Genomic DNA, 19,333 nt, shown 5'->3' with positions numbered 1-19,333 from the left:
AAGAGAACGCTCTTTTGTCAGATTTCTTTGCCAAACAGCAACAATTGTCCATTTACCTTTCGGACATTGAGAAAATTGTCTTTGAACCTGTTTCAGAATTATTGAAATAGTATTTTATCTGTATAAAAGCCAGAAATTTCAGGAATTTCTGGCTTTTTTGTGATAAAATAAGAAAAAGTATTGCAAGTATGAGGTCAACTATGAAACTAAAAACAAACATTCGCCACTTACATGGCAGTATCCGGGTTCCAGGTGACAAGTCTATCAGCCATCGTTCGATTATTTTTGGAAGTTTGGCTGAGGGCGAGACTAAGGTTTATGATATTCTGCGTGGAGAGGATGTGCTTTCAACCATGCAGGTTTTTCGTGATCTTGGTGTAGAAATTGAGGATAAAGATGGGGTTATCACCATTCAAGGTGTTGGCATGGATGGCTTAAAAGCGCCACAAAATGCCTTGGATATGGGGAATTCTGGCACCTCGATTCGCCTGATTTCAGGTGTCCTTGCTGGTGCAGACTTCGAAGTAGAGATGTTCGGAGACGACAGTCTTACTAAACGTCCTATGGACCGTGTGACGATTCCATTGAAAAAAATGGGCGTCAGTATTTCAGGGCAAACTGAGCGAGACCTGCCCCCTCTTCACTTAAAAGGGACGAAAAAACTTACACCTATTCACTATGAGTTGCCAATCGCCTCTGCTCAGGTCAAGTCAGCCTTGATGTTTGCAGCCTTGCAGGCTCAGGGGGAGTCCGTTATTATCGAGAAAGAATGTACTCGTAACCACACCGAAGATATGCTACAGCAATTTGGTGGCCATTTAAGTGTGGATGGCAAAAAAATCACAGTTCAAGGACCACAAAAACTGATCGGACAAAAGGTAGTTGTTCCAGGAGATATTTCCAGTGCAGCCTTTTGGTTGGTCGCAGGTTTGATTGTTCCAAACTCTAGTGTGGTGCTGCAGAATGTGGGGATTAACGAAACTCGTACTGGTATTATTGATGTCATTCGCGCCATGGGTGGAAAACTAGAAATAACTGAAATCGATCCTGTCGCTAAATCAGCAACCTTGACTGTCGAGTCTTCAGACTTGAAAGGAACAGAGATTGGTGGAGCCTTGATTCCCCGCTTGATTGATGAATTGCCTATTATTGCCCTTTTAGCGACACAAGCGCAAGGTGAAACAGTCATTAAGGATGCTGAGGAACTCAAGGTAAAGGAAACAGACCGCATTCAGGTGGTGACAGATGCCTTAAATAGCATGGGGGCGGATATCACTCCTACAGCAGACGGGATGATTATCAAAGGAAAATCAAGACTTCATGGCGCTAGAGTCAATACCTTTGGTGACCATCGAATTGGAATGATGACAGCCATCGCAGCCCTCTTGGTTGCTGATGGAGAAGTGGAGCTTGACCGTGCAGAAGCCATCAACACTAGCTATCCTAGCTTCTTTGATGATTTGGAGAGCTTGATTCATGGCTAAGGTATTACTCGGATTTATGGGGGCAGGCAAGTCGACAATTGCTAGAGGCTTGGACCCAGACTATATCGATATGGATGCCTTAATCGAGGAACGTTTGGGCATGTCCATTGCGGATTTCTTCGCTGAAAAAGGAGAAGTGGCCTTTCGTCAAGTAGAGTCAGAAGTTCTAGCTGACTTACTAAAAACGGACCGAGTTGTGTCAACTGGCGGAGGAGTCGTCATTTCTCAGAGAAATCGTGACTTGCTCAAAACCAATCCTGAAAACATCTACCTAAAAGCAGATTTTGAAACCCTCTACCAACGTATCGCAGCTGATAAGGACAATCAGCGCCCACTGTTTCTAAATAATAGTAAGGAAGAACTGGCAGCTATTTTCAAAGAAAGACAAGCTTGGTATGAGGAAGTAGCCAGTCGGGTTTTGGATGTAACCAAGTTAAGCCCAGAGGAAATTACAGAGGAACTGAGATGAAAATTGCCTATCTAGGTCCCAAGGGATCTTTTTCGCATCATGTTGTGCAAACGGCTTTTCCACATGAGGAACTAGAGCCTTTTTCAAATATTACAGACGTTATCAAGGCCTATGAACAGGGATTGGTAGACTATTCAGTAGTACCAGTTGAAAACTCCATTGAGGGAAGTGTGCATGAAAGCTTGGATTATCTTTTTCATCAGGCTCGCATCCAAGCAGTTGCAGAAATCGTTCAGCCCATTCACCAGCAGTTGATGGCGGTTCCCGGTCAGTCAAAAATTGAGAAAATTTTTTCTCATCCTCAGGCTCTGGCTCAAGGAAAGAGATTCATCGACAAAAACTATCCAGAGGCCAAAATTGAGGTAACCGCCAGTACAGCCTATGCAGCTCGCTTTATTTCAGAACATCCAGATCAGCCTTATGCAGCTATTGCTCCTAAAAGTTCAGCTGAAGAATATGGCTTGGAATTGATTGCAGAGGATATTCAGGAAATGGAAGCCAATTTCACACGTTTTTGGGTGTTAGGGGCAGAGATACCGAAGATTCCTTTGAACTCACAAGCTGAAAAAATGAGTTTGGCCTTGACCTTACCAGACAACCTACCTGGTGCTCTTTACAAGGCACTTTCGACCTTTGCTTGGAGAGGGATTGACTTAACAAAGATTGAAAGTCGCCCCCTTAAAACAGCCTTGGGAGAATACTTTTTCATTATCGATGTAGACTATAGTGACAAAGAACTGGTTCATTTTGCAAGACAAGAACTAGAAGCTATTGGAATCCAGCACAAGATCCTGGGAACCTACCCGATTTTTACCATAACTGATATAGAAAAGGAGAGTCAATGAGCAAAGAAAATCCTTTAAGTCATCACGAGCAGTTACGTTATGACTATCTCTTCAAAAATATTCATTACCTCAACGACCGTGAACGGAGGGAGTTTGATTATCTGCAACAGAAAATGGCAGGTCCCAAGTCGGAAGTTCACCATTTCTACCAAGAAGAAAAAGAAGAATCTTGGGGTAGAGATATTGATCTTCCGACTTATGGCAGTAGAAGTCGATCTAAGAAACGTGAAAAGGTAACTCCTCAACCTAAAGTCAAAAAGAAAAAAAGAAGAATTCGCTTCAAACGAATACTGACTTTGTTCCTGCTGTTGATTACTTGTGTGCTTGCAGGGATGATTTTCATGTTTCTTCGAGGGTTCCAGTCAGCAGCCAATCCAACAAATAAACCAGCTGACGCCAAGGCAGCTCAAGTAGAGGTCTTTAACGGTCAGGATACCAAAGATGGTGTGAATATCCTAGTCATGGGGACAGATGGCCGTATCGGTCAAAATAGTGCGGAAACCCGTACCGACACAATCATGGTACTGAATGTCAGTGGATCGGATAAGAAGATCAAACTAGTCAGCTTTATGCGTGACAACTTAGTTTATATCGACGGGTACAGTAAGATTGTAAATGGCCAGAAACAGACGGATAACAAACTAAATGTTGCCTATGAACTTGGGGAACAAGAAGGGCAAAAAGGGGCAGAAATGGTCCGCAAGGTTCTAAAAGACAACTTTGATTTGGATATTAAGTACTATGCCCTAGTTGACTTCCAGGCCTTTGCAACAGCTATTGATACCCTCTTCCCTGACGGAGTAACGATTGATGCTCAATTCTCAACATTGAATGGTCAACCTTTGACAGAAGCCACAGTTGGAGATGACCTTCATGCAACAGAGACAGAATCGCCAACCCAAACCATCAAAGTTGGAAAACAGCAGATGAATGGATCCACCTTGCTGAACTACGCTCGCTTCCGTGATGATGACGAGGGAGACTATGGGCGTACCAAACGTCAGCAACAAGTCATGTCAGCTGTTCTTGAGCAAATCAAAGATCCAACCAAGCTCTTTACGGGATCAGAGGCACTTGGAAAAGTCTTTGGCATGACCTCAACAAATCTACCATATAGCTTCTTGTTGACCAATGGCTTATCTGTCCTAGAAGGTGCTCAAAATGGCATTGAAAGACTCACCGTCCCAGAACTTGGTGACTGGGTAGATGCTTATGATATCTACGGTGGACAAGGACTTCTAGTTGATCAAAATAAATACCAAACCAAACTCGCCCAAATGGGAATGAGATAGAACACTATAAAAAAATCAAAGTTTGAATCACCAGTGAAAAAGTGGTTTAGGCTTTGATTTTTCTTAGTATCTGATGGATTTTTAGGGCTTTTTTATGGTATAATAAAACGATATAACTCGTTATTGGACAGAAGAGGAGAGACATGAGTGATTTGAAAGCGATTCAGGCTCGTAGTCTGGAAATGGCTGAATATTTCGTTGCATTTTGTAAAGAACATGATTTATTGTGCTATCTCTGTGGTGGAGGAGCTATTGGTGCCCTACGTAACAAGGGCTTTATTCCTTGGGATGATGACCTAGACTTTTTCATGCCTCGCAAGGACTATGAAAAATTAGTAGAACTGTGGCCACGTTATGCAGACGAGCGTTATTTCTTGTCAAAGAGTAACAAGGATTTTGTAGACCGTAACCTTTTTATTACTATTCGTGATAAGGAAACCACTTGTATCAAGCCTTATCAGAAGGATTTGGATTTGCCACACGGTTTGGCCTTGGATGTTTTACCTTTAGATTATTATCCTAAAAATCCGTCTGAGCGTAAGAAACAGGTTCGTTGGGCCCTGATTTATTCACTCTTTTGCGCCCAAACTATCCCAGAAAAGCATGGTGCAGTCATGAAATGGGGAAGTCGTATCTTACTCGGCCTGACTCCAAAATCTCTACGTTATCGCATTTGGAAAAAAGCTGAAAAAGAAATGACCAAGTATGGTCTGGCTGAGAGCGATGGAATTACGGAATTATGCTCAGGTCCTGGCTACATGCGAAACAAATACCCAATCGCATCTTTTGAAGACAATCTTTTCTTGCCATTTGAAGGAACAGAGATGCCCATTCCAGTCGGTTATGATGCCTATCTCAGAACTGCTTTTGGGGATTATATGACACCACCACCAGCAGACAAGCAAGTACCGCATCATGATGCCATTATAGCAGACATGGACAAGAGCTACACAGAGTACAAGGGAGAATATGGGGCATGATGGGAGAAAAAATAAGCGTTATCGTTCCGGTCTACAATGTAGAGGCCTATCTGGAGCGATGTGTGGAGTCGATTCTTCAACAGACTTATGCCCATTTTGAGTTAATCCTAATCAATGATGGTTCTACTGATTCCAGTGGACAGATCTGTGATCACTTAGCGTCTCAGTATGAGAATATCAAGGTTTATCATATCGAAAATGCTGGTGTTTCAAATGCTAGAAATATGGGAATTCAGCTAGCAACGGGTTCTTGGGTTACCTTTATTGATAGCGATGATTTCGTTACCCAGGATTACCTAGCTACTTTAGCAAGTGCAGCTGAAGGGTTGAATGTAGGCTTTGTAATTGCTCCTCTGCACCATATCAAAAACGGCATTGTAACAGACCTACCTTCACATTCAGAAAAAACAGAACTCTGGTCAACAGAAGAAACCATGAAGGAACTACTGATGACTACCAGAACATCATTTTTTCCAGTCGCAAAGCTGTTTAAGAGAGACCTGCTTGCCGATGAAAAGTTTAATACCAATTATCACCTAGCTGAAGATGCCTTGTTTTTAACTGAATTGCTACTAAAGACAAGATGCAGTTGCGTATTTATTGACAAACCTGTTTATTATTATGATCATCGTGAGGGAAGTGCAACAACATCTGTTAATCGACATGTATTTGACACAATAGAAGTTTATAAGCAAATAATTGCTCAAGTTTCACAAGCCTTCCCTAATTTAAAATACGAATTAATAAACAGAGAATGTTGGTCGTACATCACAGTTTACGATAAAATTATCTTTACTTCACGTGAAGAGTATCAAAAGGAGAAAGCCGAGCTGAGGACTTGGATTGTTCAGCACCGACGCGAAATATGGAAAGATGCTTATTTCACCACTTTTCGCAAGGTAGCGATCCTTTCACTTGTCATTTCTCCATGGCTATATAAGAAAATTGTTGGATTAAAAAACTAATATCATGAGAAGGAGTTGAAAATGAATTTTTCAAAAATGGATGAATACTTTGAAAAATCAAAACTATGGATTGCGTATCTATTTGTTTTCATTTCGATTTTAAGTATGAGTTCACTGGTTTATAAGATAGCAAATCCCCTCTACAAGGGATTATCAGCAATTGTAGTGCTTTATATTTGCTATACCTTATTGTTTAAGTGGAAAGAAATCACAGCAGATCGTAAATTTCTATCCTTATTTGGACTATTAGCTGGAAGTCATCTGCTATCAGCTATTTTCAATCGCTCTGGACATCTGATTGGAAATGTGATTGAAATTCTCTTCATGGTAACCTATGTTTTATTATTTACCATGTTACAATCAGGGCAACTTAAAAAATTATTTGACTGGATTGCCTATACGGTTCAAATTGTATCTTTTTCTTCAGCAATTTTTGCGTTTGGTTTATTGGTAAGTAGAGTCCTTATCCTATTTAAGATTGGCGAACAATCTTATTACTATGGTGTCATGAATGGACGTCTGTGGGGGATTGTCAATCCAAATGCTAGTGCGATATTTTCATACATTAGCATTATTTTGGCTATGTATTTGATCCATAAAGGAAGTAAATATTCTGTTTATCTTAAACTGAACAATGTGATTCAATTCGTTTACTTCGCAACGATGCAAAGTCGAGGAGCCTTACTTTCTTTACTTCTCATGATTGGACTCTATAGTTTCTTTGCTACTAGAGGAAGTATCGTTAAACGATTCCTCACTTTTATAGTTGCTGGTTTGCTGATTACTGCAACTAATATTGGATTAAGCTATGTAACTTCAATCTATATCTCATCTGAAACTGCGACTGTCTTAGATTTAAACAAAGGACAATCCTATGCTGAGACAGATTCGTCTGTCACTAAGAAGAACGGTGAGCTCCATCTGATTGAAACAACACCAAGTGGTAGAACCTATATCTGGAAAAATGCCATCAAGATGGGAAGTGCCAAACCAATTTTTGGTTATGGTGTACGAAATGTTCCAGATTACTACACAGAATATTTCAGTAAATTTGAGATTCAAAACTCCCTTATCGGTGGGAATTTCCATAACATTTTTGTGACCATATTTGTCAGTTCGGGAGTTCTAGGTTTGGTATCCTTCCTTCTTGTACTGGCTTATGTCATCAAGCGCTTTTTAACGTATTTGATTGTTTCCAAGAAACATACTGATAAATTGATCATGATCCTATTCTTTGGTATCTTGTTTGGTCAATTATTTGAAAGTCAGATTATGTATTCAACCAACTTTATTAATATCATCTTCTGGCTAGCGATTGGCTATGGACTCGTAGTCTGCAAACGAGATGAAGGAGTTCGGTACCAAGAAGTAACAGACATCAATGAAATTCAACAAATGGAACTTGGAATCATGGAGTATATTCATGAAGTTTGTCAGAAAATTGGAGTCAAGTATTTCTTAGCATATGGAAGTCTAATTGGTGCTGTACGCCATAAAGGATTTATCCCTTGGGATGATGACATGGATATCTGCATGTTACGAGAAGATTATGAAAAATTGCAAGACTACCTTATCGCTAACCCTGATGAACGTTACGAGGTCATGTCTTATAAAAACAATCTCAACTATGTCTATCCCTTCATGAAAGTGCAGGATAACCATACCTACTTGCTGGAAGAAGATGTTCGCATCGATTCGAATATGGGAATCTATGTAGATATTTTCCCTGTAGATGGCTACGAGGATGACGTACAATTTAAAAACAAGATGACGAAACTGATAAAGAAACGTCAATTGAGTTGCTATACCTTCAAAGGCATTACCAATACAAAAAGTGTACTGAATTCACTGCTACGTTATGTGTCAGTTATTATTTTCTATTTCACCAATACGAACAAATACGTTGCCCAGATTGAAGAGCTTGCAAAATCCCGTAAAGTCTCAGATTATGAGCAAGTGGATTATCTTATCTACAAGGATATGAACAAACCAGTGTGGAGACGTGAATGGCTGGAACAAGTTACTACTGGAACATTTGAAGGTAAGGAATTTACCATTCCGAAGAACTATCATGAAATTTTGACCTCAGACTACGGAGACTATATGCAATTGCCACCGGTTGAACAAAGAGTATCTCATCATGATTTTAAATTATGGAAGATTGTTAAAAGGTCTAAATGACGGGATTGGGATTAAGAAACGTTTAAAAATATAGTCAAATTTAGGAGAATAGAACCTATGTCTGAAAGAACTTTAACTCTTGAAGAAATCAAGCAAGTAGAATTGGATATTTTAAAGTATCTACATGATCTTTGTGAACAACATCAAATCAAATACTTTATTGATTTTGGAACCTTACTAGGAGCTGTACGCCATAAAGGATTTATCCCTTGGGATGATGATACAGATATTTCCTTAGCGCGTGATGAATTTGAAAAACTTTACAAGGTTTTACAAAATGAAAATCATCCCTACTACAAATTGATTTCATTCAGAGAAACAAAGGGATATCCATACAGTTATATGAGAGTCTATGATGTAAGGACTCGTCGAGATGCTAACCTCGTAGACCCAACGGTCGTATTGGGAACTTGTGTTGACATTTTTCCATATGATGGTGTCGTAACACAGGAAAGTGACCGTAAGAAAATGAAGCTCTACAAATATTTCATTCGCCTTTCTTCATTGAATTTTAAAGGGATCAAGTCTGAGAATGGTGGACTTAAGAACCTCCCTCGTTATATGGGATCAGCGATTTTCCGCTTAACTTCCCCACAGCTATGGAATCAAAAATTAGAGAGCCTTGCTTTAAAGTATAGTGTAGATCAAGCAACAGATCTTACTTGTACTATCTATGACCCTTATTATCCAAATGGTATAAAAAAAGAATGGCTCTATGATTTGATTGATATGCCCTATGAAGACATTGTGGTCAAGGTTCCGAGAAAATACCATGAAATACTTGTCTACGAATTTGGAGAAAACTATATGACTCCACCTCCTATTGAGCAACAAGTCCCAGGAGGGGATAAAAATTATTGGATTGATTAGATTAAAAAAGTTGCTTATTGTTAAGATAAAGGAGTTTTCAAGGTGAAAAATAAATGGTTATTAAAATCAGTCAGATACAGTATTCTCGCATTCTTTCTATTACTGATTCAGTTATCGCAAGGAGTAGATGCAGATACCATCTCTGCAGGTTCGGGCAATCGTATCCATTTCATAAATACAAAAGCAAAATCTGGGAGTGATGCCATCCTTCTGGAAAGCAATGGTCACTATGCTTTGATTGATATGGGTGAAGACTATGATTTTCCTGATGGGAGTGATCCACGCTATCCAAGCCGCTGGGGAATTTCCATGAGAAATTATCAAGTATTGGAGGATCGATTGATTCGCCACTTGGATCAAATAGGTGTAAAAAAATTAGATTTTATTATAGGAACTCATGTTCATAGTGACCATATTGGTGGAGCAGACGAAATACTCAATCGATATCAAGTCGGTAAGTTTTATTTGAAAAAATATTCAGATGATCGGATTACAGCAAACTGGGGACTATGGGATAATCTTTTCAATTATGATAATGCTTTGAGAGCAGCTCAAAAAAGAGGAGTTACTCTTATCCAGAATATTTCAGATGAGGATAGCCACCTAAAATTAGGTGATATGGATATCCAACTCTACAACTATAAGAATGAATATGATGCTGACGGGAATCTGAAAAAAGTTCGAGATGATAACTCCAACTCCATCGTTTCAGTAGTGACTGTGGCAGGAAAGAGAATCTATCTTGGTGGAGATTTGGATAATGCCGAGGGAGCAGAAGATAAGTTAGGTCCAGTTATCGGCAAGGTTGATATGATGAAATGGAACCACCATTATGATGCGACAATTTCAAATACGATTAATTTCCTTGAAAACTTATCACCAAAAATGATTATTCAGACAACTGGTGGAGATATTAATGTTGCTTCAACCAGAGAATACCTTCAGAAGAAAAACATTCAGGTTCTTCATGCTGCTAGCCAAACTCAAGACGCTACTGTTTTTGATATTAGCGATAAAGGATTTGCAAATGTTTCAAATACCTTCCCTGATATCCCTGTAGTTGACGAAAAATGGTATCAAGAAGATGGCTATTGGAAATATCGTTTGACTGATGGAGAAATGGCTATCGGCTGGAGAGAGATTGGCGGAGCCACTTACTTCTTTAATGGAAAAGGACAAATGCAAGCAGGTCGCTGGCTTCACCTTAACGACGACTGGGGAGAAAATGCCAAAGGGAATGATTACTATCTGAACCAAAATGGTAAAATGCAAACTGGTGGTTGGTTCAAACTAGATGACTCTTGGTATTATATCCAATCAAATGGTGCTAGACGATTTAGCGAGCTCTCTGAAATTGGAGGGAAAAAGTATCTCTTTGCGGCAGATGGCAAGATGCTAACAGGACACCAAGTCTATAATGGCAAGAAGATGTTCTTTAGCGAAAGTGGAGCACTCCAAACAGCAGGTAAGCCTTCAACTTGGCAAAAGATTGATTCAAATTGGTATTTCTATGATGAGGATGGGCTAAAGACTGTTGGTAAAAAGAATATCAATGGAAGCACATACTACTTTAATCAAGAAGGTATCATGCAAACTGGCTGGGCCTTTGTTGATGGTTACTGGAACTATTTTGCAAGTTCTGGAGCTATGAAAACTGGTTGGGTCAAGGATCAGGAAACATGGTATTATCTGGATAAAGATGGCATCATGTTAACTGGTAGACAAGATATAAATGGTGTTCGTTACTATTTGAATGCTAGTGGTGCCATGCAGACTGGTTGGCAATGGCAGGACAAGGGTTGGCAGTATTATACTAGCTCTGGTGCCATGAAGACGGGCTGGTTAAAATCGGGCGAATCATGGTATTATCTGGATCCAGAAACTGGTATCATGGCAGTCGGATCGCAAGAAATTAATGGAAAGAACTATTTCTTCAAGTCTTCAGGAATCATGCAAGTTGGTTGGCAGTGGGTAAATGATAGTTGGCATTATTATGCCACTTCAGGAGCTCTGCAAACAGGCTGGCTTAAAGATGGGGACACTTGGTATTATCTGGATGCTAAGGAAGGAACCGTGTTGGTCGGTCTCCATGCAGTAAATGGTGAACAGTACTACTTTAGCACTTCCGGTGCCATGCAGACAGGTTGGAAGTGGATTGATGGTCAGTATCGATATTTCCAAGCAAGTGGCGCCATGAAGACTGGCTGGATCAAAGATCAAGGCAAGTGGTATTATCTTGAAAAAGAAAGTGGAACCATGTTGGTCGGTCTTCATACGGTGAATGCTCAGACCTACTATTTTGGTCCAAACGGAGCTCTGCAAACGGGTTGGAAACAGCTTGATGGCAATTGGTACTATTTCCAAAAAGACGGAGCTTTACTGAAAAATGCCATCACACCTGATGGTTACAAAGTAAACGAAGAAGGTATCTGGAAACAGGCTGTTGCTGCTGTAAATAGCGATGCAGTCAAGCCAGAACAGAAACAAGAAGCTAATTCCTCTATTGTTGAACAACCTAAACAAGATTCAAATCTAGAAGCCAACGCTTCTGAAAAGAAAGAAAAAGAATAAAGAAGAAATCCCCTACTGACAACTAATTTATCAGTAGGGGATTTTTTTAATTTCGTTTTAATTTAGCAAGTACAAGGTTCAGTGCATAGTGGAGTGTTTTGTCTTTGGTAATAAAGAGGGTCAAGAGGTAATAGATACCACAAGTTGCTACGGTAGACAGAACCATGAGAATCATATTGAAGTTTACTGTGTAGGAATTGATTTGGAAAATCATCTTGAAAATATAGAAGATTGGGATAAAACCAAGGGATATAATGCTATAACGTGTTAAGGTTATAAAAATTTCTTTTAAACTAATCAGTTGGTGTTTCTTGATAAAATGAATTTCAAGTAAAACAACGATAGTTTCTGCGATAATGGTCGTAGCGATGTAATACTCAGGTGCAAAAATATTATTGAAATACAAGATGCTATTTAATAGTATATTAGCCCCACCACCAAGGAAGTAGAAGGCAGTTAAGCGATTTTCATGGTCGTTGATAAAGATAATCTGTTTACCAAGAATCAACTCTATAGCCCAAATGATGGTACGAAAAGCGAAGACGCTAGTTACGATACCCGCTTCAAGATATTTTTCAGAAGAATAAATAACAGTTGCGTACCGTCCCAATATCATGATCCCGATACTAGTTGGAACCATAAGGAAATAGAATAAGGATGCCGCTTGATTCACGAGATAATTATAGGACTTGTAATCCTTTTTACCGAGATAGTAGCCAAGGCGTGGAATACTGACGTTGATAGCTCCACTCAAGACACTGGCAATCAACATGACGATACTATAGGCAATTGTATAGTAGGAAATATAGTTCTCATCCGGTCCCTTGGTGATAAACATTCTATCTAGCAAGGTATAAAGCATATTAGCGTTTGCTAGGAGAAGCATAGTAAAGAGTGGTTTAGAAGCTTTAGCTAATTCGACGAAACCAATCTTAACAAAAGAAACTTCTCTCTTAATCCAAAGAAAACTGAGCAGGTAGTTGAGGATAGTGGTCGCTGTCATAACGATAGCATAAGGAACGATATCATCTGCCGTTTTAACAAAGGCGAAGATAGCGACCAGCATGGTAATTCGAATAATTAATGTTTTATAGAGGATGAAGGCATAGTTTTCATAAGCCTCGTTCATCCATTCGATATTGAGAAATTGGAAGAGTGCTTGGGCCCCTAGGATGTAGTACAGGACTTTCAGATTCTCAATGCTGGTGTCAAAGAAGATAATGAGGAAGTAGATACCTGTCGTCAGGAGAGAGGTGAAAACCGAGATATAAAACAACTTAGAAAAGACGTAGTTGATTTTATTCTTGTCATCCTTGACCTTACTAATAGCTCGAATCCCGTAGTTGTATATTCCAAAGGCAGCTAGTGGAATAACGAAACTTGCCCAGGTATTAGCTGTATTGAAATAACCGTAGTTGGATTTGCTGAGAATCCGCGTCAGATAAGGATTGGTTATCAGTGGAAAAACGATATTGAGAATATTGACCAGCAAGCTGGCCAAGGCATTTACTTTTATATTTTTCATTGAACTTTCTTTCTTAAATCTAAAATCATATCTAGTATTATATCACATTCTCGCTTCATTCTTTTGATAAAATCGTAAAAATCTAGTATAATAGATAGACTGAAAGTATGAGGTTACTAGATATGAAGATGAAACAAATTAGTGATACAACACTAAAAATCACGATGACTTTAGATGATTTGATGGATCGGGGAATGGAGATTGCAGACTTTCTCGTTCCTCAGGAAAAAACCGAAGAGTTTTTCTATGCTATTTTAGATGAGTTAGAGATGCCAGACAATTTCTTGGATAGTGGCATGCTGAGTTTCCGCGTGACGCCAAAACCTGATAAGGTCGACGTCTTTGTGACCAAGTCTAAGATTGACCAAAATCTGGATTTTGAAGATTTGGCGGATCTACCAGATATGGAAGAATTAGCCCAAATGTCGCCAGATGAATTTCTCAAAACCTTGGAAAAGAGTATTGCAGATAAAACCAAGGACGATATTGAGGCCATCCAATCTCTAGAGCAGGTCGAAGCAAAGGAAGAAGAGCAAGAGCAGGCAGACAAGGAGACTGAGAGTAAGAAAGAACCTTATATCTACTATATCCTGCGCTTTGCAAGCCTTGCTGACTTAGTTGCTTTTGCAAAGACGGTTAACTACCAGATGGAAACCTCTGAACTCTATAAGATGAATGGACACTATTATTTGACAATCTTAGTTGATGTGGAAAATCATCCAAGTCCATATCCAGCCTGGCTCTTGGCTCGTATGCGTGAGTTTGCAGACGACAGTGACATCAGTCGCTCAGTCTTGCAAGAGTATGGTCACATCTTGATCAATCACGATGCAGTTCTTAATCTGCAAAAGATTCGTTCATAATTTTTAAAATCAATTTTAATTTATCAGGAAAGACGAATCTTGGGATTCGTTTTTTCTTTTCTAGACCGAAATAGTGATTTACTATAATAGGAATTTTCATAAAATTCTGTTATAATGGCTATATCAGAAAATTTCTAGGAGACAAACATGACAGTTAAAATTGCTTTACTTGGATTTGGTACCGTTGCAAGTGGTGTGCCATTCCTCCTAAAGGAAAATGGAGAAAAAATCGTTCAGTCAGCTCATTCAGAGATTGAAGTGGCCAAGGTATTGGTCAAGGATGAAGATGAAAAGAACCGCTTGCTTGCAGCAGGAAATGACTTTAACTTTGTAACCAATGTAGACGATATTTTGTCAGACAAGGACATTACTATCGTAGTGGAATTGATGGGGCGTATCGAACCAGCTAAGACCTTTATCACTCGTGCCTTAGAAGCTGGGAAACACGTTGTTACTGCTAACAAGGACCTTTTGGCTGTTCATGGTGCAGAATTGTTAGAAATCGCTAAAGAGCATAATGTAGCACTCTACTACGAAGCGGCAGTAGCTGGTGGGATTCCAATTCTTCGTACTTTGGCAAATTCGTTGGCTTCTGACAAAATCACGCGCGTTCTTGGTGTCGTTAACGGAACTTCCAACTTCATGATGACCAAGATGGTCGAAGAAGGCTGGTCTTATGATGATGCTCTGGCTGAAGCGCAAAGACTTGGTTTTGCAGAAAGCGACCCTACAAATGACGTGGATGGGATTGACGCAGCCTACAAGATGGTGATTTTGAGCCAGTTTGCTTTTGGTATGAAGGTTGCCTTTGACGATGTAGCCCACAAGGGAATCCGCAATATCACACCAGAAGACGTAGCTGTAGCCCAAGACCTTGGCTATGTAGTGAAATTGGTTGGTTCTATCGAGGAAACTCCTTCAGGTATTGCTGCAGAAGTGACTCCAACCTTCCTACCTAAAGCACATCCACTTGCTAGTGTGAATGGTGTAATGAACGCTGTCTTTGTAGAATCTATCGGTATCGGTGAATCTATGTACTACGGACCAGGTGCGGGTCAAAAACCAACTGCAACAAGTGTTGTAGCAGATATTGTCCGTATCGTTCGTCGTTTGAATGATGGTACCATTGGTAAAGACTTCAACGAATATAGCCGTGATTTGGTCTTGGCAAATCCAGAAGATGTCAAAGCTAATTACTACTTCTCAATCTTAGCACCAGATTCAAAAGGTCAGGTCTTGAAACTTGCTGAAATCTTTAATGCTCAAGATATTTCCTTCAAGCAAATCCTCCAAGATGGCAAAGAGGGTGACAAGGCGCGTGTAGTGATTATCACTCATAAGATTAATAAAGCACAACTTGAGAATGTTTCAGCTGAGTTGGCCAAAGCTTCAGAATTTGACCTCTTGAATACCTTCAAGGTGTTAGGAGAATAGGATGAAGATTATTGTACCTGCAACCAGTGCCAATATTGGGCCAGGTTTTGATTCGGTCGGTGTAGCTGTAACCAAGTATCTTCAAATTGAGGTATGTGAAGAACGGGATGAGTGGTTGATTGAACACCAGATTGGCAAATGGATTCCCCATGACGAGCGTAATCTTTTGCTTAAGATTGCCTTGCAAATTGCGCCTGACTTGCAACCGAGACGTTTGAAAATGACCAGCGATGTTCCCTTGGCGCGTGGTTTGGGTTCTTCTAGCTCGGTTATCGTTGCTGGAATTGAACTGGCTAACCAACTGGGCAATCTCAACTTATCTAACCACGACAAATTGCAGTTGGCTACCAAGATTGAAGGACATCCTGACAATGTAGCTCCAGCCATCTATGGAAATCTTGTTGTTGCGAGCTCTGTTGAAGGGCAGGTTTCGGCGATTGTGGCAGATTTCCCAGAGTGTGATTTTTTAGCTTACATTCCCAACTATGAATTGCGTACCCGAGATAGCCGCGGTGTCTTGCCTAAGAAATTATCCTACAAGGAAGCTGTTGCAGCTAGTTCGATTGCCAATGTGGCTGTTGCAGCCTTGTTGGCAGGAGACATGGTGACTGCTGGGCAAGCAATCGAGGGAGACCTCTTCCACGAACGCTATCGTCAAAGTCTGGTCCGTGAATTTGCGACGATTAAGCAAGTAGCCAAAGAGAATGGTGCCTATGCGACCTATCTCTCTGGAGCAGGGCCGACAGTTATGGTCTTGGCTTCTCATGACAAGATGCCGGCGATTAAGGCAGAATTGCAAAAGCAGTCTTTCAAAGGCAAACTTCATGACTTGAAAGTGGATACCCAAGGTGTCCGTGTCGAAACAAAGTAAAGAAATAGAGGATAGGATGGGGAAACTCTCGACCAGAGGGCTTCCTATCCTTTTTTTGAAAAGAAGTTTATACTCAATGAAAATCAAAGAGCAAACTAGGAAGCTAGCCGCAGGCTGCTCAAAACAGTGTTTTGAGGTTGTGGATAGAACTGACGAAGTTAGCTCAAAATACTGTTTTGAGGTTGCAGATGTAAGCTGACGTGGTTTGAAGAGATTTTCGAAGAGTATTAGTTAAAAACTTGATAAAGGAGAAATAAAGATGGCAGAAATTTATCTAGCAGGTGGTTGTTTTTGGGGGTTAGAGGAATATTTTTCCCGAATTTCGGGAGTGCTAGCTACCAGTGTCGGCTACGCTAATGGGCAAGTCGAAACGACCAATTACCAGCTACTCAAGGAAACAGACCATGCAGAAACGGTTCAAGTGATTTACGATGAGAAGGCAGTGTCACTTAGAGAAATTTTACTTTATTATTTCCGTGTTATTAATCCCTTGTCTATTAACCAGCAGGGGAATGACCGTGGTCGCCAATATCGTACTGGTATTTATTACCAAGATGAAACAGACTTGCCAGCTATCTATACAGTGGTGCAGGATCAAGAACGCATGCTTGGTCGAAAGATTGCAGTAGAAGTGGAGAAACTTCGCCACTACATTCTGGCAGAAGACTATCACCAAGACTATCTTAAGAAGAATCCTTCAGGTTACTGTCATATCGATGTGACCGATGCTGATAAGCCATTGATTGATGCCTCTAACTATGAAAAGCCTAGTCAGGAGGTGTTAAAGGAAAGCTTAACTGAAGAGTCCTATCGTGTCACCCAAGAAGCTGCTACAGAGGCTCCATTTACCAATGCCTATGACCAAACTTTTGAAGAAGGGATTTATGTAGATATCACGACTGGTGAGCCACTCTTTTTCGCCAAGGATAAGTTTGCCTCAGGATGTGGTTGGCCGAGCTTTAGTCGTCCGATTTCTAAGGAATTGATTCACTACTACAAGGATTTGAGCCATGGGATGGAGCGAATCGAAGTTCGTTCTCGGTCAGGAAATGCTCACTTGGGGCATGTTTTCACAGATGGACCTCGTGAGTTAGGTGGGCTCCGTTACTGTATCAATTCGGCTTCCTTGCGTTTTGTAGCCAAGGATGAGATGGAAGAAGCAGGATACGGCTATCTATTGCCTTACTTAAACAAATAAAACAGAGAGGGTGGGCGCTTCCCACTTTCTTCATTTCCAGAATAAGAATAGAAGGGATCTATGAAACACTTACTATCTTACTTCAAACCCTATATCAAAGAATCCATTTTAGCTCCCTTGTTCAAGTTACTTGAAGCTGTTTTTGAGCTCTTGGTTCCCATGGTGATTGCTGGGATTGTTGACCAATCTTTACCTCAGGCAGATCAAGGGCACCTCTGGATGCAGATTGGCCTACTCCTTATCTTTGCAGTGATTGGCGTTTTCGTAGCCTTGGTAGCCCAGTTTTACTCAGCCAAGGCAGCGGTAGGTTTTGCCAAGGAATTGACAAACGACCTCTATCGTCATATTCTTTCTTTACCCAAGGACAGCAGAGACCGTTTGACAACTTCTAGCTTAGTCACCCGCTTGACTTCAGATACCTACCAGATTCAGACGGGTATCAATCAATTCCTGCGTCTCTTTTTGCGAGCGCCTATTATCGTTTTTGGGGCTATCTTTATGGCCTATCGCATCTCGGCTGAGCTGACTTTCTGGTTCTTAGTCATGGTTGCCATTTTGACCATTGTCATTGTAGGCCTTTCTCGGCTGGTCAATCCTCTCTACAGCAGTCTGAGAAAGAAAACGGACCAACTGGTTCAGGAAACACGCCAGCAATTACAAGGGATGCGAGTTATTCGTGCTTTTGGACAAGAAAAACGAGAGTTACAGATTTTTCAAACCCTTAACCAAGTCTATGCTAGATTGCAAGAAAAAACAGGTTTCTGGTCTAGTTTATTAACACCTCTGACCTATCTGATTGTCAATGGAACTCTCCTCGTTATCATCTGGCAGGGTTATATTTCAATTCAAGGAGGTTTACTCAGCCAGGGTGCTCTTATCGCCCTTATCAACTACCTCTTGCAGATCTTGGTGGAATTGGTCAAGCTTGCTATGTTGATCAATTCTCTCAATCAATCCTATATCTCAGCCAAGCGAATCGAGGAAGTCTTTGCTGAGGCTCCAGAAGATATCCATTCGGAGTTAGAACAAAAGCAAGTTGCCAGTAATCAGGTTTTACAAGTCCAAGAATTGACTTTTACCTATCCTGATGCGGCTCAGCCTTCTCTGAGAAACATTTCCTTTGATATGACTCAAGGACAAATCCTTGGTATCATTGGGGGAACAGGTTCTGGTAAGTCAAGCTTGGTGCAAGTCTTACTTGGACTTTATCCAGTAGACAAGGGGAGCATTGACCTTTATCGAGATGGATGTAGTCCTCGTAATCTTGAGCAGTGGCGGTCTTGGATTGCCTATGTACCTCAAAAAGTCGAGCTCTTTAAAGGAACTATTCGTTCCAACTTGACTTTGGGTTTCAATCAAGAACTATCTGACCAGCAACTCTGGCAGGCCTTGGAGATTGCGCAAGCTAAGGATTTTGTCAGTGAAAAGGAAGGACTTTTGGATGCCCTAGTTGAGGCAGGAGGTCGAAATTTCTCAGGTGGACAAAAACAAAGGCTGTCTATCGCACGAGCAGTCTTGCGACAAGCACCATTTCTCATCCTAGATGATGCGACCTCGGCACTGGACACCATTACCGAATCCAATCTCTTGAAAGCTATTCGAGAAAATTTGCCAAATACAAGTTTAATCTTGATTTCTCAACGGACTTCGACACTTCGGATGGCAGACCAGATTCTCCTCTTGGAAAAAGGTGAGCTACTAGCTATTGGCAAGCACGAGGAATTGATGAAGACTAGCCAAGTCTATCGCGAAATCAATGCATCCCAACATGGAAAGGAGGACTAA

At 40.6% G+C, this 19,333-nt stretch carries 15 protein-coding genes and 1 pseudogene; 15 read left to right on the top strand and 1 reads right to left on the bottom strand.

Translation table 11 applies throughout. From position 1 onward, the window contains the following. From HMPREF0849_RS10300 to HMPREF0849_RS06010, 10 genes and pseudogenes are all read left to right on the top strand, one after another. Positions 1-110: pseudogene (locus HMPREF0849_RS10300) on the top strand (YlbF/YmcA family competence regulator); the annotation flags it as partial. Positions 111-200: 90 nt separating this feature from the next. Continuing rightward, on the top strand, positions 201-1,484 hold the full coding sequence (gene aroA / locus HMPREF0849_RS06050; protein WP_000769892.1) for a 3-phosphoshikimate 1-carboxyvinyltransferase: 1,284 nt from the start codon (positions 201-203) through the stop codon (positions 1,482-1,484). Next, a complete protein-coding gene (locus HMPREF0849_RS06045) occupies positions 1,477-1,953 on the top strand; it encodes a shikimate kinase (RefSeq protein ID WP_001151357.1) in 477 nt (158 codons plus the stop codon). Before aroA ends, HMPREF0849_RS06045 begins: the two co-directional genes overlap by 8 nt. Next, positions 1,950-2,798 (top strand): prephenate dehydratase, encoded by an 849-nt coding sequence (gene pheA, locus HMPREF0849_RS06040; protein WP_000686393.1) that lies wholly within the window; start codon positions 1,950-1,952, stop codon positions 2,796-2,798. The genes HMPREF0849_RS06045 and pheA overlap by 4 nt, the downstream gene beginning before the upstream one ends. Next, positions 2,795-4,090, top strand: a complete 1,296-nt coding sequence (locus HMPREF0849_RS06035; RefSeq protein ID WP_000032323.1) for an LCP family protein — start codon at positions 2,795-2,797, stop codon at positions 4,088-4,090. The genes pheA and HMPREF0849_RS06035 overlap by 4 nt, the downstream gene beginning before the upstream one ends. Positions 4,091-4,233: 143 nt before the next feature. Continuing rightward, positions 4,234-5,070, top strand: coding sequence for a LicD family protein (locus HMPREF0849_RS06030; protein WP_001281450.1), 837 nt, complete (start codon positions 4,234-4,236; stop codon positions 5,068-5,070). Then, positions 5,067-6,035 (top strand): glycosyltransferase family 2 protein, encoded by a 969-nt coding sequence (locus HMPREF0849_RS06025; protein WP_000971794.1) that lies wholly within the window; start codon positions 5,067-5,069, stop codon positions 6,033-6,035. The genes HMPREF0849_RS06030 and HMPREF0849_RS06025 overlap by 4 nt, the downstream gene beginning before the upstream one ends. 21 nt (positions 6,036-6,056) lie before the next feature. Next, complete coding sequence (locus HMPREF0849_RS06020; protein WP_001011684.1) at positions 6,057-8,216, top strand: LicD family protein; 2,160 nt, start codon at positions 6,057-6,059, stop codon at positions 8,214-8,216. Between the two features lie 57 nt (positions 8,217-8,273). Beyond that, positions 8,274-9,086, top strand: coding sequence for a LicD family protein (locus HMPREF0849_RS06015; RefSeq protein WP_000004176.1), 813 nt, complete (start codon positions 8,274-8,276; stop codon positions 9,084-9,086). A 42-nt stretch (positions 9,087-9,128) separates the two neighbouring features. After that, positions 9,129-11,657, top strand: a complete 2,529-nt coding sequence (locus tag HMPREF0849_RS06010) for an MBL fold metallo-hydrolase (RefSeq protein ID WP_000792506.1) — start codon at positions 9,129-9,131, stop codon at positions 11,655-11,657. A 46-nt stretch (positions 11,658-11,703) separates the two neighbouring features. Here HMPREF0849_RS06010 and HMPREF0849_RS06005 read toward each other — a convergent pair whose 3' ends face one another. After that, entirely contained in the window at positions 11,704-13,182 is a 1,479-nt protein-coding gene (locus HMPREF0849_RS06005; RefSeq protein ID WP_000789708.1) for an oligosaccharide flippase family protein, read from the bottom strand. Between the two features lie 122 nt (positions 13,183-13,304). Between HMPREF0849_RS06005 and mecA the strand changes: the two genes are divergently transcribed. The 5 genes from mecA to HMPREF0849_RS05975 all read left to right on the top strand — a co-directional run bounded on the left by mecA (position 13,305) and on the right by HMPREF0849_RS05975 (position 19,333). After that, positions 13,305-14,045: an adaptor protein MecA gene (mecA, locus tag HMPREF0849_RS06000; protein ID WP_000782703.1), complete on the top strand. Its 741-nt coding sequence runs from the start codon at positions 13,305-13,307 to the stop codon at positions 14,043-14,045. 147 nt (positions 14,046-14,192) lie between these two features. Further along, complete coding sequence (locus HMPREF0849_RS05995) at positions 14,193-15,479, top strand: homoserine dehydrogenase (protein ID WP_000216365.1); 1,287 nt, start codon at positions 14,193-14,195, stop codon at positions 15,477-15,479. A 1-nt stretch (position 15,480) separates the two neighbouring features. Then, the gene (gene thrB, locus HMPREF0849_RS05990; RefSeq protein ID WP_000692420.1) at positions 15,481-16,350 is read left to right on the top strand and encodes a homoserine kinase; all 870 of its coding nucleotides are present in this window, start codon (positions 15,481-15,483) and stop codon (positions 16,348-16,350) included. 259 nt (positions 16,351-16,609) lie between these two features. Then, entirely contained in the window at positions 16,610-17,548 is a 939-nt protein-coding gene (gene msrB / locus HMPREF0849_RS05980; RefSeq protein WP_000818189.1) for a peptide-methionine (R)-S-oxide reductase MsrB, read from the top strand. Between the two features lie 60 nt (positions 17,549-17,608). After that, positions 17,609-19,333 carry an ABC transporter ATP-binding protein gene (locus HMPREF0849_RS05975; RefSeq protein WP_000681679.1) on the top strand — a complete coding sequence of 575 codons (1,725 nt, stop codon included), beginning with the start codon at positions 17,609-17,611 and terminating at the stop codon, positions 19,331-19,333.

Origin of the sequence: Streptococcus sp. C300 (assembly GCF_000187645.1) — a bacterium.
Lineage (GTDB): Bacteria > Bacillota > Bacilli > Lactobacillales > Streptococcaceae > Streptococcus > Streptococcus oralis_CQ.
The sequence above is the reverse complement of the archived record's forward strand: the minus strand, read 5'-3'. Positions and strand labels throughout refer to the sequence as shown.